This window comes from Massilia sp. CT11-137, assembly GCF_047302885.1.
In the GTDB taxonomy this organism is placed as follows: domain Bacteria; phylum Pseudomonadota; class Gammaproteobacteria; order Burkholderiales; family Burkholderiaceae_D; genus Telluria; species Telluria orientalis.
The window spans coordinates 1886629-1901148 of sequence record NZ_JBKYMP010000002.1; the positions used below are offsets into that span (position 1 = coordinate 1886629).

Genomic DNA, 14520 nt, shown 5'->3' on the forward strand with positions numbered 1-14520 from the left:
GGCGGTCCGTCAGCCCGTGTTGCGCAACCCGGCCGCCACGCCGTTGATGGAGAGATGGATGCCGCGGTGCACCCGCTCGTCGACCTTCTCCTCGGCCGACAGCGCGCGATGCCGCTGGATCAGCTCCACCTGCAAGTGATTGAGCGGATCGAGATACGCAAACCGGTTCTGGATCGAGCGCGCCAGCAGCGGGTTGTTCACGAGGCGTTCCTTCGTGCCCGTGACGAGCGTGAGGCAATGCAGCGTCTCCGCATACTCGGCCGCGATGCGCTTGAAGATGCGCTCGCGCAGATCGGCGTCCGGCACCAGTTCCGCGTAGCGCGACGCGATGGCGAGGTCGGTCTTGGCCAGCACCATGTCCATGTTCGACAGCAGCGTCGCGAAGAACGGCCAGTGCTCCCCCATCTCGCGCAGCAGCGCCAGGCGCTGGTCACTGTCGCCTTCCGCCAGCCAGCCGGAGACGGCGGCGCCGAAGCCGAACCAGCCCGGCAGCAGCAACCGGCACTGGCCCCACGAGAAGCCCCACGGGATCGCGCGCAGGTCTTCGATGCGGCGCGTCGACTTGCGTGACGCCGGGCGCGAACCGAGGTTCAGTTCCGCGATTTCCGCGATCGGCGTGGCGGCGAAGAAGTAGTCCGTGAAGCCCGGCGTCTCGTACACGAGGTCGCGGTACGCCTTGTAGGCGCGCTGCGACAGCTCGGCCATCACGGGCTCGAAGCGGGACAGGCGTTCGATCTGTTCGCGGTCCGCGTCGTGCGGCATCAGGCCCGCTTCCAAGGTCGCGGCGACGAGCAGTTCCAGGTTGCGGCGGCCGATTTCCGGATTGCTGAACTTCGACGAGATGATCTCGCCCTGTTCCGTCAGGCGGATCTGGCCGTTGACGGTGCCCGGCGGCTGCGCGAGGATCGCGTCGTAGCTCGGACCGCCGCCGCGGCCCACCGTGCCGCCGCGGCCGTGGAACAGGCGCAGCTTGACGTTCGCGTCCGCGAACACCTTCACCAGCTTCAGCTCGGCCTGGTACAGCTCCCAGTTCGACGTCAGGAAGCCGCCGTCCTTGTTCGAGTCCGAATAGCCCAGCATGACTTCCTGCAGGCGGCCCTGGCGCTCGATCACGTCCGATACGATCGGCAGCGCCATCCACGTGCCCATGATCTCGGCCGCGCGCTGCAGGTCGGGGATGGTTTCGAACAGCGGGATCACCATCGCGTCGCTCTGCTTCTCGCTGGGGCGGAAGAGCCCCGTTTCCTTTTGCAGCAGCAGGACTTCCAGCAGGTCGGACACTTCTTCCGTGTGCGAGATGATGTAGTTGCGGATCGCGCGCGTGCCGTAGCGCTTGCGGATCTCGCGCGCCGTGCGCAGGATCTGCAGTTCGGAATTCGTGATGTCCGAATAGCTTTCGTACGGCGTGTACAGCAGGCGCGGCTGCGCCAGTTCGTCCAGCAGCAGTCTGACTTTCGCGTCCTCGGACAGCGCGGCGTAATCGCTTTCCACGCCCGCGCGCGCGAACAGCTCGGCCAGCACTTTCTCGTGCACGTCGGAGCTCTGGCGCATGTCGAGCGAGGCGAGGTGGAAGCCGAAGATGCGCGCGGCGCGTACGAGGCCGTTCAGGCGCGGCACGGCGAGGATCGCGCCGTGGTTTTCGTTCAGCGAATCGACGAGCACCTGCAGCTCGGCGCGGAATTCGGATGCGTCGCGGTACGCGTCCGCATGGCCCACTTCCTTGCGCAGGATGTTGGTGGCGCCCAGTTCGCGCGCCGTCGACGCGAGGCGGGCGTAGACGCCGATCAGCGCGCGGCGGTACGGCTCGTCGCTGCGGTGCGGGGAGTGGTCGGGCGACGCATCGGCCAGCGCCAGCAGCGCGGGGCTCGCGGACACGAGCAGCGTGGACGGCGACAGCTCCGCGCCCAGCGCGTGCACTTCGTCGAGATAGAAATCGAAGATGGTCGTCGAGTGGCGCACGAGCGCGCGCTGCATCGTCGCGGCGTTGACGTTCGGGTTGCCGTCGCGGTCGCCGCCGATCCAGCTGCCCATCTGCATGTAGGCCGCGTCGTCCAGGCCGGCGGCCGCCATGCCGTACTGCGCCGCGATCTCTTCCTCGACGTCGTCGTACACGGCCGGCAGCTCGCGCAGGAATGTCGTCCGGTAGTAGGACAGGGCGTTCTCGATCTCGTCCGCCACCGTCAGTTTTTCGTAGCGCAGCATGCGGGTCTGCCACAACGTCGCGATGCGGGCCTGCAGCAGTTGCAGGTTGCGCGCGCGTTCCTTCGGCGTCAGCGGCAGGTCGCGCTCGGCCAGCAGGCGGGCGATGTCGTGCTCGGCGTCGAGAGTCGATTTGCGCTGGACTTCGGTCGGGTGCGCCGTCAGCACGGGCGCGATCAGGGCTTCGCGGAGAAAAGCCTCCACCGCACTCTGCGCGACGCCGGCGTCCTTCAACCGGGTGAGGGCGTAGGCGACGCTGGACGGTTGCGGCTTCGAACCGGCCAGCAGGTGGGCGCGGCGGCGGCGGATGTGGTGCTGGTCTTCCGCGATGTTGGCCAGGTGCGAGAAGTACGAGAAGGCGCGCACGACGGAGTTCGTCTCTTCGCGCGACAGTTTGGCCAGCAGCGTCTTGAGTTCGGTGCCGGCTTGCTCGTCGTCTTCGCGACGGAAGCGCACGGCGGTCTGGCGAATCGTCTCGACGACGTCGAACACGGCTTCGCCTTCCTGGTCGCGCAGCACGTCGCCGAGGAGGCGGCCGAGCAGGCGGATGTCTTCTTTCAGCGGCGCGTCCTTGTCGACGTTGCCGGGCGGTTGGGGGGAGAGTGCAGCGGGATTGTCCATATCGACCATGGTTGAATTGTTGAAACTGCAGATACAACGAATCGGTATTACCAAAGGTCCTGCGGGGCGCGCTGGCGGTTTGCCATGGCCTGCGGGTAGGCCCATGCTAGAATTTGTGATCTCAGGTATGGGCTTAACCGGCGCTGCCCGATCCGGGCGCAACGACAGTGAAAGAAACCGTTTTGAACTCCAACGACACGACGCAGCACGTTCCCGCGCAACTGATTATCGCATCGCGCGAAAGCCGCCTGGCCATGTGGCAGGCCACGCATGTGCGCGACCGCCTCGCAGCATTATATCCGCAGTGCCAAATCGACATTCTCGGCATGACCACGCGCGGCGACCAGATTCTCGACAAGACGCTGTCGAAGGTCGGCGGCAAGGGTTTGTTCGTGAAAGAGCTCGAAGTGGCGATGGCCGACGGCCGTGCCCACCTGGCCGTGCACTCCCTCAAGGACGTGCCGATGGAATTGCCGGAAGGCTTTGAATTGGCCGCCATCCTCGAACGCGAAGACCCGCGCGACGCTTTCGTCTCCAACGATGTCGACAGCCTGGCCGCGTTGCCGGCCGGCAGCATCGTCGGCACGAGCAGCCTGCGCCGCCAGGCCCTGATCGCCGCGCGCTATCCGCAGCTCGTGATCAAGCCGCTGCGCGGCAACCTCGACACGCGCCTGGGCAAGCTCGACCGTGGCGACTACGCGGCGATCATCCTCGCCGCCGCCGGCCTCAAGCGCCTGGGCCTCACGCGCCGCATCCGTGCCTACCTCGAGCCGGAAGACAGCCTGCCGGCCGCCGGCCAGGGCGCGATGGCGATCGAGATCCTGTCCGGCAATGCCGCCGGTTTCGACGTCCGCGCACTGCTGGCGCCGCTGAACCACACGGCGACCGCGCAGGCCGTGCAGGCCGAACGCAAAGTGTCGCAAGTGTTCGGCGGCAGCTGCCAGATCCCGCTGGCGGCGCACGCGACCGTCGACGGCGATACCTTGCACCTGCGCGCCATGGTCGCCACGCCGGACGGCCGCCGCAGCGCGTTCGCGGACGCCAGCGGCCCGGCCGCGTTGCCGGAAGCCGTGGGCGAGCAGGTGGCGCAGAAGCTGGCCGCGCAGGACGCCGCCGGGATCCTCGCCGAATGCAAGGCGACCGCCGCGGGCGATGCCTGACGCGGTCGTCATCACCCGTCCGCGCCAGCAGGCCGAGCCGTTGGCCCGCGCGGTGGCGGCGCTCGGCCGCACACCGTTCATCTTGCCATTGCTGGAAATTTCTCCGCTGCTTGATGCCACCCCGCTGCGCGCCGCGCTCGCCCGCCTGCGCGAGTATGCGCTGGTCGCGTTCGTGTCCCCCAACGCCGTCGACGCCGCGTTCGCCCATCTCGAGGCGTGGCCGGCCGAGGTGGCGCTCGCCGTCGTGGGCGAGGGCAGCCGGGCCGCGCTGGCCCGCCACGGCATCGCCGGCGACGGTTACCGCGTCCATGTGCCGCTCGACCCGGCCCGCAGTGATTCCGAACACCTGCTGCAGGCACTCGACCTGGCCGCGCTGGCGGGCCGCAAGGTGCTCGTCGTGCGCGGCGAGACGGGGCGCGAAGTGTTGCCGGATGCGTTGCGCGCGGCCGGCATCGAGGTCCAGACCGTTGCCGCCTACCGCCGTGCCGTTCCCGTGCTGACGCCGGACCTGGCCGCGTCGCTGCGTGCCTTGCTGGCCGGCCCGAACGACTGGATAATCACGAGCTCGGAAGCCCTGCGCGGGCTGGCCGGTCTCGTCGAGCAGCTTGACGGTGGAATAAGTGTGGCAAATTTGCAACGGCAGCGCCTGATCGTTCCGCATGCCCGCATCGCGGAAACGGCCTCCGCACTCGGTTTCACCACTGTGACGCTCACAGGGTCGGGCGACGAGCGGCTGCTTGCCGCGTTACAATCACGAGCATGAACGAATTGCCCAACAATCCAGAAAAACCAAACATGGGCGGTCCGGTCGTTCCGCCGGAAAGCTATGTGACGCCGGCGCCGATGGGCCCGGGCGAGCCCCGCGTTCCCGAGGGGGGCCGCGTCGGCGGGTTGCTGCAGAAGCCGCAGAACGTCGCGATCCTCGCGCTGGCCATCCTGCTTGCCCTCCAGACGTATTCCACGCACAGCCGTTTCAACAAGCTGCGCGAGGATGTCGCGCGCACGCTGCAAAAGGACAATGCCTCGAACGCCGAGACGGCGCAGACCGTGCGCGAGATCCAGGAGACGGCCAAGGAATTGCAGGTGAAGGTCGGCGTGCTGGAAAACCGCCAGACCGAGGCGCAGAGCCAGCAGGCCGCGCTCGAGCAGATGTACCAGGACATCTCGAAGAACCGCGACGAATGGGCGCTGTCCGAGATCGAGCAGGTGCTGTCCACCGCGAGCCAGCAGCTGCAGCTGGCCGGCAACGTGCAGGGCGCGCTGATCGCGCTGCAGAACGCCGACCGGTCCCTATCGCGCTCCGACAAGCCGCAATTCATCACGATCCGCCGCGCCATTGCGCGTGACATCGAGAAACTGAAGGCGCTGCCGTCCGTCGACCAGCCCGGCATGGCGCTGCGCCTCGACAACGTCATCTCGCAGATCGACAATCTGCCGCTGCTGTCCGACGAAAAGCCGGCCGAGCCGATCGCGCCGTCGCGCGTCAACGCGCCCGCCGCCGGGAAAACGGCGGCGCCGGCCGAGCGGACACTGGCCCAGCGCGCCGTCGAGACGTGGCGCAACTGGAGCCACGAGATGTGGGACGACATCCGGCAATTGATCCGCGTGCGTACGGTCGACAATCCGGATGCGCTGATGCTGTCGCCGAGCGAATCGTATTTCGTGCGCGAGAACCTCAAGTTGCGCCTGCTGAACGCGCGCCTGGCGCTGCTGTCGCGCAACGAAGGCACGTTCCGCGACGACATCAATACCGCACAGCAGCAGCTCGTGAAGTACTTCGACACGAAGGCACGCTCGACGCAGGCCGCGCAGGCCCTGCTGCGCCAGGTGCAGGCCAACAACGTCACCATCGACGTGCCCGACTTGTCGGAGAGCCTGAACGCCGTGCGCAATTACAAATCGAAGCCGTGAAGCGCGGGGCCTGAACGATGCGTTTATTACTCTGGTTAGTCGCCTTGATGGCTGCGGCGATCGGCATCGCCGTGACCGCGCGCTTCAATCCCGGCAACGTCGTCTTTTTTTATCCGCCGCACCGGATCGACTTGTCGCTGAACCTGTTCGTCGTGCTGGCGTTCCTGCTGTTCCTCGTGCTGTACGGCCTCGTCCGCGCCGTGCGTGCCACGCTGGGCATGCCCGAGCGCGTGGCCCAGTACCGCTACCGCAAGCGTGAACGCGAAGCGAATCGCGGTCTGCGCGAAGCGTTGAAAGCCTTGTTCGAAGGCCGCTTCGGCCATGCCGAGAAGGCCGCCATGCGCGCCGCCGACCTACCCGAGAACGCCGGCCTCGCCGCGCTGATCGGCGCCCGCGCCGCGCACCGCATGCGCGAACCGGCGCGCCGCGATGCCTGGCTCGCGGGCATCGTGCACGACCAGTCCCTCAAGACGGCGCGCCTGATGACGGTCACGGAACTGCTCGTCGACGACCACAAGCCGGAAGGCGCGCTGGAAGCCGTCGCCGAACTGAACGCCAGCGGCCAGCGCCATATCCACGCGCTGCAATGGGCCATGAAGGCCAACCAGCAGGCGCGCAACTGGCCCGAGGTGCTGCGTCTGGTGCGCATCCTCGACAAGCGCAACGCCTTGCACCCCGCGCTGTCCGCGCGCCTGCGCGAATTGGCCTACGACGCGCTGCTGTCCGAAGGCGGCCACGACGCCGAATCGATCCGCCGCGTGTGGGCCGGCGTCCCCGCCGGCGACCGGGTGAAACCGACCATCGCGGCGCGTGCCGCGGCTGCCCTGAATGCGCGCGGCCTGCACGACGACGCCCGCGGCATCGTCGAGGATGCCCTGAAAGCCGGCTGGGACGAGCGCGTCGTGCGCGCCTACCGCGAGGCGGCCGGTCCGGAAGGTTCGGCCACGCTGCTGGCGCAGATCGAAAATTGCGAAACCTGGCTGCGCGCCCATCCGAACGATCCGGAACTGGAACTGACGCTGGGTTCCCTGTGCCTGCGCCAGAAACTGTGGGGCAAGGCCCAGCGCTACCTGGAGCAGGCGCTGTCCGACGCCACCGAGCCGCACATGGTGCGCGAAGCCCACCTGAAACTGGCGCAGCTGCACGAGGCGCTGGGCCAGCGCGAAGAGGCCGACAGGCATTACCGGTTGTGCGCGCTGGCGACGGTGCTGTGACCGTCACGCGCGGTGTGCGTCGCGCTTGCCGCGCACGATGATCACGGCCATGTGGCCCGGCGTGCCGATGCTGTTCGCGACCGGGACGGCCGGCGTTGCCCGGGCATCCGGGAGGCGGTCGATGACGATCGATCCGGCGCCGGCGATGGCCAGTGTCGCGATGAAGATGGCTTCCATGTGTTTCTGGATGTTCATATCGTTCCCCTCGGGTTGGTGACGCGGGCGGCTGCCCCGTCGACGACCATCCAGCAGGAGGCGTGCCATCCCGCGATCGGGGGATTCCCGTGGCAAAAGAGGCCTGCCGGGGCGGGACCCCGCCAACACTGTGCTGCCGTGTGTGTGGGCCGGACCAACAGACTGCCTGTTGCGGCGGGCATTTCGGTGCTTACGCGACCTTGTGCGGCGCACAAGCCCAAGGCGATTCGTTATAATCGACCTTTTATTGTTTCCCCAGCAACCAAGGACTATCCATGAGCCTGAATAACGTCAACGCCGGCCGCGATGTGCCGAACGACTTCAACGTCGTCATCGAAATCCCGATGAACGCCGACCCGATCAAGTACGAAGTGGACAAGGAATCCGGCGCGATCTTCGTCGACCGCTTCATGGGTACCGCCATGCACTACCCGTGCAACTACGGCTACATCCCGAACACGATCGCCGACGACGGCGACCCGTGCGACGTGCTGGTCATCACCCCGTTCGCGCTGATCCCGGGCGTGGTCGTGCGTTGCCGCGCACTGGGCGTGCTGAAGATGACGGACGAAGCCGGCGGCGACTCGAAGATCCTGGCCGTGCCGGTCGAAAAAATCCTGCCGGTCTACGCGCACCTGCAAAAGGTCGAAGACGTTCAGGAACTGACCCTGCGCCAGATCCAGCACTTCTTCGAGCATTACAAGGACCTGGAAAAGGGCAAGTGGGTCAAGGTCGAAGGCTGGGAAGGCCCGGACGCGGCCAAGGAAGAGATCCTCGCCGGCGTGAAGAACCACGAGTCGAAGGGCGCATAACTCCCGCCCCTCCGGACGCAAGGGCCGCCACCCCGGTGTGAGCGGCCCTTTGTCGTTTACGTCACCACCCGATGTCGCGCAGCAGCGGGTAGGTCAGGTCGCGCGGCGGCGTCACTTCGTGCGTCAGGTCGGTGTTGATCGCCGGTTCCATCAACTGGTTCGGCTTGGCCTCCGTCGTGTAGTGCGACACGGTCGAGCCCGGCGAGTACGTGGTCGGCGTGTACATCAGGATGCGGCCCGCGCCGTCCGTGCCGGCCAGGCGCGTCGTGTCGAGCCCCAGGCCGGCCACGACGCCCGATTGCGTGCGCGAGCGGCGCTCCAGCGCTGCCTTCAGCCGGATGCCGTCGGCCTGCGTGATGCGCACGGACGGAATCGTGATGCTGGCGTCGTTGCCGCTCATGCCGCCGACGTCGCCCGGCTGGTTGTCCGCCACGACCATGCCCAGCGCACCCGCCGCCTGCACGTTGCGCGCCTTGGTGACGAAGTCGCACGTGCCGCGGTCCACGAGGGCGATGTTGCCGCGCACGGCGAGGCGGTTCACCGCATTCAGCGGATCGCAGGCGAGGCCCGTGCCGGCGGACTGATCGACGACGGGCATCAGCTGGCCGGCGACGGGCGGATTGGACAGCGGCGGGCCGAACGACGCATCGCCCACTGCATAGTTGCCCGCGGCGGTGCCGGCGGCGGCGCCGCTGACGGCCAGGTTCGAGACCGGGTCCAGCACCTGCGGCACGGCCGCCGTCACGATGGGCCCGTTCCAGGACAGCCCGCGCCACGACACGGCCGACGCGGCGCGTTCGGCGTCCGTCATTTCCACCCACAGCTTGCCCGTGCGGTTGTTCAGCAGGTAGTAATCCCAGATCGACGGGATGCCCTGGATCTCGGCGCCCGTCTCGTCGTCGGTGAACGTCTGGAAGCCGAGGCCGTGCGCGAATTCGTGCAGCAGCACCGTGACGAGGTCGATCTGGCTGCCGAACTGGTCGTCGAGGCCGAGGTAGAAGCCGGAGCCGGGCAGGCAGTCGGGGAACAGCCCGAGGCGCGAGTTGAAGCGGGCGATGATGTGCGGCTCGCCCGGCGTCGCAACGTCCTGGCCCGCCAGCTTGCTGGCCAGGGCGCTCGGATACCACGTCGACGTGCGCGGCGCGCCGGGGAAGTCGGACCAGACCTCGTTGGCGCCGGCCGCGCCGAGGACGGCACTCGTGGCCGTGCACGACAGCGGCTCGAACGACGCGCCGATGCGGATCGGCACGCTGCTCGTGAGCGTCGCGCCCCAGATGTCGGCCGCGCGCCGGAATGCGTTCAGGCGCTGCTCGCCAAGCGTCGTGCCGGTATTGCCGCCGACGGGCGCGACCGGGGTGGCGTCGTTGAATCCGACGCCGGGCGCGTTCAGGTTGACGATCACGATGGTGGCCGCGGCCTGGGCCGGGGCGGCCGCGCCGAAGGTGAATGCACAGGCGGCAGCGATGCCGGCGAGGGCGCCAAGGGCCCGTTGCAGGCGCGACGATTCAACGGCTTTCATGCTTCGGCTCCCCGTGGATGTGGTCCGGGTTGTGGTCCAGTGTCTGGCCCTGCACGCATTCGCTCGTCAGCTTGCCGTCGGGACCGCGCGTGACGACTTCGTAGACCATGCTTTTCTCGCCGAGGCGCACGCCGCGCGAGCCGTCGCGGCGGCTCATCGTACCTTGCGCGCGGGGTGCGGCGAGGCCGGCGTTGGCCGGTGCCCTGGCGCGCAGTTCCTTCAGCTCGTCGGCCGTCGGCGCGCGCAACTGGCCGGTCTGCGGATCGCGCACGACGACCATGCCCTCCTGGCCCGCGGCCCTGGCGTGCATCGAAAAGGCCGCCAGCACGCACAGGGCGGCCAGCGTGCCGATGGTGAGCAGTTTTTCCTTGGACATGGCTTCCTCCGGTTCAAAGGCGTGACTGGCGGCGCAGCAGGGTGATCATGCCCAGGCCCAGCGCCAGCATCATCCAGTGCACGGGCTCCGGCACCGCCGTCACTACCGAGACCGTATCGAGGCCGACATAGTTCAGGGTATCGGCCGGTCCCAGGTAGCGGAATGCGAAGCGGCCGTTGCCGCTGTTCGTGATGGTCGCCGTGAACTGCTGCCAGTCCGTCGGGTAGCCGGCCGTGCCGCCGATCGTCGTCAGCAGCGTCGTGAAGTCGGCCATGTCGGTGCCCGTGCCCGCCGCGTAACGCACTTCGAGCAGGTCGTTGAAGCCGGGCAGGGCATCGTGCCGCGTGTAAAAGCTCAGCACCGTGGTGCCGGACAGGTCGAGCACCGGCGTGATCAGCCAGTTGTCGACGCTGCCGCTGCCGTTCGCGGCGCTGAGGAAGTTGGCGGCCGCATAGGCGTCGGGCGCGCCGGACTGGGCGGGGAACAGCGCCGGGTTGCCCTGGAACCACGCGCTGCCGGCCGGCACGCTGTGGTTAACCTGGGCCCATCCGGCAAGGCCCGCCACGTCGTCGAATCCTTCGTTGAGCACTTCGACCCCGGCCGCCCGCGCGGTCGTCGCGCCCAATGCGGCCAGCGACAGCGCGGCTGTCGCGAACAAGGTTTTTACGGGTTTCATGGAAGCCCTTTCATGAAATATGAATGGGCCCATCTTATGAGTCGGATGATAACGACCCTTGATTTTAAGCTAACGAACAGCCTGGACAAAACGGAGGTACCGATACGCGGTCCGGGCGGTGGTGTGTGGAGGGACTTCGGAGCTGCATCGTGGGAACGGGGAGCCGACTCCACGCTATTGCGACCGTAGTCGGTGGGCATCCCGTGCCCACCGACGTAGTGTGATTCAGCGTGCGCGACGGCGCATCCGCAGCTTGCCGACGATGCCGATCGGGAAGAAGTAGATGGAGAGGATGAACAGCATGCCGAGCCACAGCATCCAGCGGTCCGGATGCAGCGCGGCGGCCAGCAGCGGGGCACCGGACAGCATCCCGGAGGCCTGGCCCATCAGGGTCTTGAGATAGTTCTGCGCGAGGATGAACAGCGTGGCGCCCACGACCGCGCCATACATCGTGCCCATGCCGCCGATGACGACGATGAGCAGGATGTCCGTCATCACTTCGAAGCCGAGGCTCGTCTTGGGGCCCACGTAGCGCAGCCACAGGGCCATCAGCGCGCCGGCCAGCGCGGCCACGACGGCGCCCAGCACGTTGGCCCAGATCCGGTAGACGACGGTGCGGTAGCCGAGCGCCTCCGCGCGGAACTCGTTTTCGCGGATCGCCTGCAGCACGCGGCCGAACGGCGAGTTCACGAGCCGCAGCAGGAACAGGAACAGCACGAGGCAGCCCGCGAACACGACGTAATAGGTGACCAGCTTGCCGTCGACGCTGCGCCCGAACAGGTCGTTTTCCATCAGCGTGAAGCCCGGCGACAGGACTTCCGGCACGCTGAACGTGCGGCCGTCCTCGCCGCCCGTGAAGTCGGACAGCTGCGACGCGAGCACGGAGAACGACGACGCGACGGCCAGCGTGATCATCGCGTAGAAGATGGCGCGCACGCGCAGGGCGAACAGGCCGATGACGAACGCAAGGACCACGGTCAGCGCGAGCGCGGCGACGATGCCCGTGACGATGGCGCCCCACGTCGGCTCGTCCACGCTGGCCAGTGCGATGCCGACGCCGTACGCGCCGATGCCGTAGAACATCGTGTGGGCGAACGAGACGATGCCTGTATAGCCGAGCAGCAGGTCGTACGACGCGACGAGCACGATGTAGACGCAGATCGTGGCCGCCGTGTTCAGCGGGCGCGCGCCGGAAAAGAGGAACGGCGCGAACAGCAGGCCGAGCAGGATGACGACGAGGAGGGCGGTCAGCGCGCGGCTGCGCGGCAGGTCGCCGGAGAGAAGCCGGGTCAGCATGTCAATGACGTCCTTTCGAGTACAGGCCGGCCGGGCGCCACAGGAGGACGGCGATCATCAGCACGATGTTCGAGACGAGCGCCACCTTCGGCGCCAGGAAGCCGGCGTAGTTGGCGACGAGCGCGATCAGCAGGGAGCCGATGAAGCAGCCGCCGACGGACCCCAGGCCGCCGATGATGATGACGATGAACGTCAGCACCATGATCTCGCTGCCCATGTGCGCCACCAGCGTTTCCTTGTACAGGCCCCACATGACGCCGCCGAGGCCCGCCAGCGCGGAGCCGGCCGCGAACACGCCCACGAACAGGCGGCGGATGCGGTAGCCCAGCGCCTCGACCATCTCGCCATTCTCGACGCCGGCGCGGATCAAGAGGCCGATCTTCGTGCGGTTCAGGGTGACGAACATCGCGGCGAACACGACGACGCCGACGACGACCGCCAGCAGCCGGTATTTCTCGATGGCCGCCTCGCCCAGGAACACGGCGCCGCGCAACGCGGCCGGCAGCGGCAGGGCGATCTGCTCGGCGCCCCAGATCACGTTGATGAGTTGTTCGGACACGATCATGCCGCCCATCGTGATCAGGATCTGTTTCAGGTGCTGGCCGTAGACGGGCATGATGACGACCCGTTCGAACGCCCAGCCGAGCAGCGCCGTCACGACCATCGCGAGGAGGACCGCGAGGCCCAGCACGCCGAGGTTGGCGAGCAGTGAATCCATCTCGAGCCAGCCGCGCATCGGCAGCAGCACGAACGTCGCGGTGAATGCGCCGACGGAGACGAAGGCGCCATGGCCGAAGTTCAGCACGCTCATCAGGCCGAACACCAGCGTGAGGCCGCTGGCCATGATGAAGATCATCATGCCCATCGCGAGCCCGGCCACCGTCAGGGTGACCCAGGTCGGCAGGCTCATGCAGGGCAGCGCCGCCAGCACGACGGCCGGCACGAGCAGCAGCGGGGCGAGGTCGCGCCGTGCCGCCGGCAGCGGGGTGTCCGCCTGCTGCGCAATAGGTAAGGTTGCACTCATCGTTGTCCTATTGGTGGGAGTCGAGCGACAGGCCCAGCAGGCGCTGCTGCAAGGTCTCGTCGTGTGCCAGGTCGTGCATCAGGCCCGCGTGGACAACACGGCCGTCGTCCATCACGCTCACGCTGTCGCCCAGGGTGCGCACGAAGTTGAAATTCTGTTCGACGAGCAGGATGGTCGTGCTCGTGTCCTTGAGGTCGCGGAATGCCGCCATCAGGCTTTGCACGATGGCGGGTGCGAGGCCCTTGGTCGGCTCGTCCACGAGCAGGAGCTTCTTCGGCTCGACGATGGCCCGGGCGATGGCCACCATCTGCTTCTGGCCGCCCGACAGATTGCCCGCCGGGTAGTTCCAGAATTTCTTCAGCGCGGGGAAGAAGCCGCAGATCCAGTCCACGCGCGCCGCGTCCAGCGGGCCGTTGCGCGCGGCGAGATACAGGTTCTCGCGCACCGTCAGTTCGGAAAATACGGCCATGCTTTCCGGGACGTAGGCGATGCCGGCGCGGGCGATGTCGGGCGTGGACAGCTTCGTGATGTCGCGGCCGTCGAACGTGATCGTCCCGCGGCTGGCCTTCCATAGGCCCATGATGGTGCGCAAGGTCGTCGTCTTGCCGGCGCCGTTGCGGCCCAGCAGCACGGCCAGGCCGCCGCGCGGGACGACGAGGTCGACGCCCTGCAGGATGTGGTACTGGCCGATGTGGGTGTGGACGCCGGACAGCGTGAGGATGGGTTCGGTCATGGGCAGTTTCGTTCTCAGCGTGTCATGCGGGTTCGGGGGTGCCAAGATAGGCCTCCTGCACGATTTTCGATTGCATCACCTCGGCCGGCTGGCCATCCGCCACCAGGGTGCCGTTGTGCAGCACGACGATGCGGTCCGCGAGCGCACGCACGACGTCCATCTTGTGCTCGACGAGCAGGACGGTCCGGTTGCGCTCGGCCTTGACCTGGTGGATCAGGTCGAGCACGACCGGCACCTCGTCCACGCTCATGCCGGCCGTGGGCTCGTCGAACATCAGGATGGACGGTTCCAGCGCGAGCAGGATCGCCACCTCCAGCTTGCGCTGGTCGCCGTGCGACAGCGTGCCGACGAGAGAGGCTCGCTTGCCGCTCATCGACACGCGCTCGAGGTAGTGTTCGGCGCGCTGGATGACTTCCTTGTGGCCGAACCACAGCGACAGCATGCTCATGCCGATGCCGGCGCGGCTTTGCACCGCGAGCCGCACGTTTTCCAGCACCGTCAAATGCGGGAACAGGTTCGTCAGCTGGAACGCGCGCCCGACGCCCAGGCGCGTGCGGCGCGCGGGCCCAAGCCGGGTGACGTCCTGGCCACCCACGAACACGCTGCCGGAGGTCGCGGGGAGCTGGCCCGAGACGAGGTTGAAGTACGTCGTCTTGCCGGCGCCGTTCGGGCCCACGATCACGGTCAGCGTGCCCGGATAAAACTCGGCCGTCATCGCGTTGACGGCCACGTGGCCGCCGAAGCGGATGGTCAAATCGCGCGTGGCGAGCGAAGGCGCGGCCAT

At 67.6% G+C, this 14520-nt stretch carries 14 protein-coding genes; 5 read left to right on the forward strand and 9 right to left on the reverse strand.

The window, feature by feature from the left end; all coding sequences use genetic code 11:
• Positions 1-9 precede the first annotated feature (9 nt).
• Entirely contained in the window at positions 10-2925 is a 2916-nt protein-coding gene (ppc, locus tag ACEN98_RS25120) for a phosphoenolpyruvate carboxylase (protein ID WP_413387594.1), read from the reverse strand.
• Between the two features lie 77 nt (positions 2926-3002).
• Here ppc and hemC point away from each other — a divergent pair, with 77 nt between their 5' ends.
• The 4 genes from hemC to ACEN98_RS25140 are packed head-to-tail and all read left to right on the forward strand — an operon-like array spanning position 3003 to position 7105.
• Positions 3003-3980, forward strand: coding sequence for a hydroxymethylbilane synthase (hemC, locus tag ACEN98_RS25125; RefSeq protein WP_413387595.1), 978 nt, complete (start codon positions 3003-3005; stop codon positions 3978-3980).
• Entirely contained in the window at positions 3973-4743 is a 771-nt protein-coding gene (locus tag ACEN98_RS25130; RefSeq protein WP_413387596.1) for a uroporphyrinogen-III synthase, read from the forward strand. Before hemC ends, ACEN98_RS25130 begins: the two co-directional genes overlap by 8 nt.
• Positions 4740-5891: a uroporphyrinogen-III C-methyltransferase gene (locus ACEN98_RS25135; RefSeq protein ID WP_413387597.1), complete on the forward strand. Its 1152-nt coding sequence runs from the start codon at positions 4740-4742 to the stop codon at positions 5889-5891. The genes ACEN98_RS25130 and ACEN98_RS25135 overlap by 4 nt, the downstream gene beginning before the upstream one ends.
• A 17-nt stretch (positions 5892-5908) precedes the next feature.
• Positions 5909-7105, forward strand: a complete 1197-nt coding sequence (locus ACEN98_RS25140; protein WP_413387599.1) for a heme biosynthesis protein HemY — start codon at positions 5909-5911, stop codon at positions 7103-7105.
• Between the two features lie 3 nt (positions 7106-7108).
• Here the strand turns inward: ACEN98_RS25140 and ACEN98_RS25145 are convergent, their stop codons facing one another.
• A complete protein-coding gene (locus ACEN98_RS25145; protein ID WP_413387600.1) occupies positions 7109-7300 on the reverse strand; it encodes a hypothetical protein in 192 nt (63 codons plus the stop codon).
• Positions 7301-7575: 275 nt separating this feature from the next.
• On the opposite strand from ACEN98_RS25145, the gene ppa reads away from it, so the two are divergent.
• Positions 7576-8112, forward strand: coding sequence for an inorganic diphosphatase (ppa, locus tag ACEN98_RS25150; protein WP_413339843.1), 537 nt, complete (start codon positions 7576-7578; stop codon positions 8110-8112).
• 61 nt (positions 8113-8173) lie between these two features.
• Here the strand turns inward: ppa and ACEN98_RS25155 are convergent, their stop codons facing one another.
• From ACEN98_RS25155 to ACEN98_RS25185, 7 genes are all read right to left on the reverse strand, one after another.
• The gene (locus ACEN98_RS25155; RefSeq protein WP_413387601.1) at positions 8174-9631 is read right to left on the reverse strand and encodes a PA domain-containing protein; all 1458 of its coding nucleotides are present in this window, start codon (positions 9629-9631) and stop codon (positions 8174-8176) included.
• A complete protein-coding gene (locus tag ACEN98_RS25160) occupies positions 9618-10007 on the reverse strand; it encodes a post-PEP-CTERM-1 domain-containing protein (protein WP_413387602.1) in 390 nt (129 codons plus the stop codon). Before ACEN98_RS25160 ends, ACEN98_RS25155 begins: the two co-directional genes overlap by 14 nt.
• Positions 10008-10020: 13 nt before the next feature.
• Positions 10021-10683, reverse strand: a complete 663-nt coding sequence (locus ACEN98_RS25165) for a choice-of-anchor J domain-containing protein (RefSeq protein WP_413387603.1) — start codon at positions 10681-10683, stop codon at positions 10021-10023.
• A 225-nt stretch (positions 10684-10908) separates the two neighbouring features.
• Positions 10909-11979, reverse strand: coding sequence for a branched-chain amino acid ABC transporter permease (locus tag ACEN98_RS25170; RefSeq protein ID WP_413387604.1), 1071 nt, complete (start codon positions 11977-11979; stop codon positions 10909-10911).
• Position 11980: 1 nt separating this feature from the next.
• Positions 11981-13003 (reverse strand): branched-chain amino acid ABC transporter permease, encoded by a 1023-nt coding sequence (locus tag ACEN98_RS25175; RefSeq protein WP_413387605.1) that lies wholly within the window; start codon positions 13001-13003, stop codon positions 11981-11983.
• A gap of 7 nt (positions 13004-13010) precedes the next feature.
• Positions 13011-13736, reverse strand: coding sequence for an ABC transporter ATP-binding protein (locus ACEN98_RS25180; RefSeq protein WP_413387607.1), 726 nt, complete (start codon positions 13734-13736; stop codon positions 13011-13013).
• A gap of 22 nt (positions 13737-13758) precedes the next feature.
• On the reverse strand, positions 13759-14520 hold the full coding sequence (locus tag ACEN98_RS25185; protein WP_413387608.1) for an ABC transporter ATP-binding protein: 762 nt from the start codon (positions 14518-14520) through the stop codon (positions 13759-13761).

Bases quoted from the DNA above. Each gene is read 5' to 3' on its own strand.
- ACEN98_RS25165 (WP_413387603.1), bottom strand. From the start codon at position 10,683: ATGAAACCCGTAAAAACCTTGTTCGCGACAGCCGCGCTGTCGCTGGCC.
- ACEN98_RS25175 (WP_413387605.1), bottom strand. From the start codon at position 13,003: ATGAGTGCAACCTTACCTATTGCGCAGCAGGCGGACACCCCGCTGCCG.
- ACEN98_RS25130 (WP_413387596.1), top strand. From the start codon at position 3,973: ATGCCTGACGCGGTCGTCATCACCCGTCCGCGCCAGCAGGCCGAGCCG.
- ppc (WP_413387594.1), bottom strand. From the start codon at position 2,925: ATGGGCCTACCCGCAGGCCATGGCAAACCGCCAGCGCGCCCCGCAGGA.
- ACEN98_RS25170 (WP_413387604.1), bottom strand. From the start codon at position 11,979: ATGCTGACCCGGCTTCTCTCCGGCGACCTGCCGCGCAGCCGCGCGCTG.
- ACEN98_RS25135 (WP_413387597.1), top strand. From the start codon at position 4,740: ATGAACGAATTGCCCAACAATCCAGAAAAACCAAACATGGGCGGTCCG.
- ACEN98_RS25155 (WP_413387601.1), bottom strand. From the start codon at position 9,631: ATGAAAGCCGTTGAATCGTCGCGCCTGCAACGGGCCCTTGGCGCCCTC.
- ACEN98_RS25140 (WP_413387599.1), top strand. From the start codon at position 5,909: ATGCGTTTATTACTCTGGTTAGTCGCCTTGATGGCTGCGGCGATCGGC.
- ACEN98_RS25160 (WP_413387602.1), bottom strand. From the start codon at position 10,007: ATGTCCAAGGAAAAACTGCTCACCATCGGCACGCTGGCCGCCCTGTGC.
- ACEN98_RS25185 (WP_413387608.1), bottom strand. From the start codon at position 14,520: ATGGCCGCGCCTTCGCTCGCCACGCGCGATTTGACCATCCGCTTCGGC.
- ppa (WP_413339843.1), top strand. From the start codon at position 7,576: ATGAGCCTGAATAACGTCAACGCCGGCCGCGATGTGCCGAACGACTTC.
- ACEN98_RS25145 (WP_413387600.1), bottom strand. From the start codon at position 7,300: ATGAACATCCAGAAACACATGGAAGCCATCTTCATCGCGACACTGGCC.
- ACEN98_RS25180 (WP_413387607.1), bottom strand. From the start codon at position 13,736: ATGACCGAACCCATCCTCACGCTGTCCGGCGTCCACACCCACATCGGC.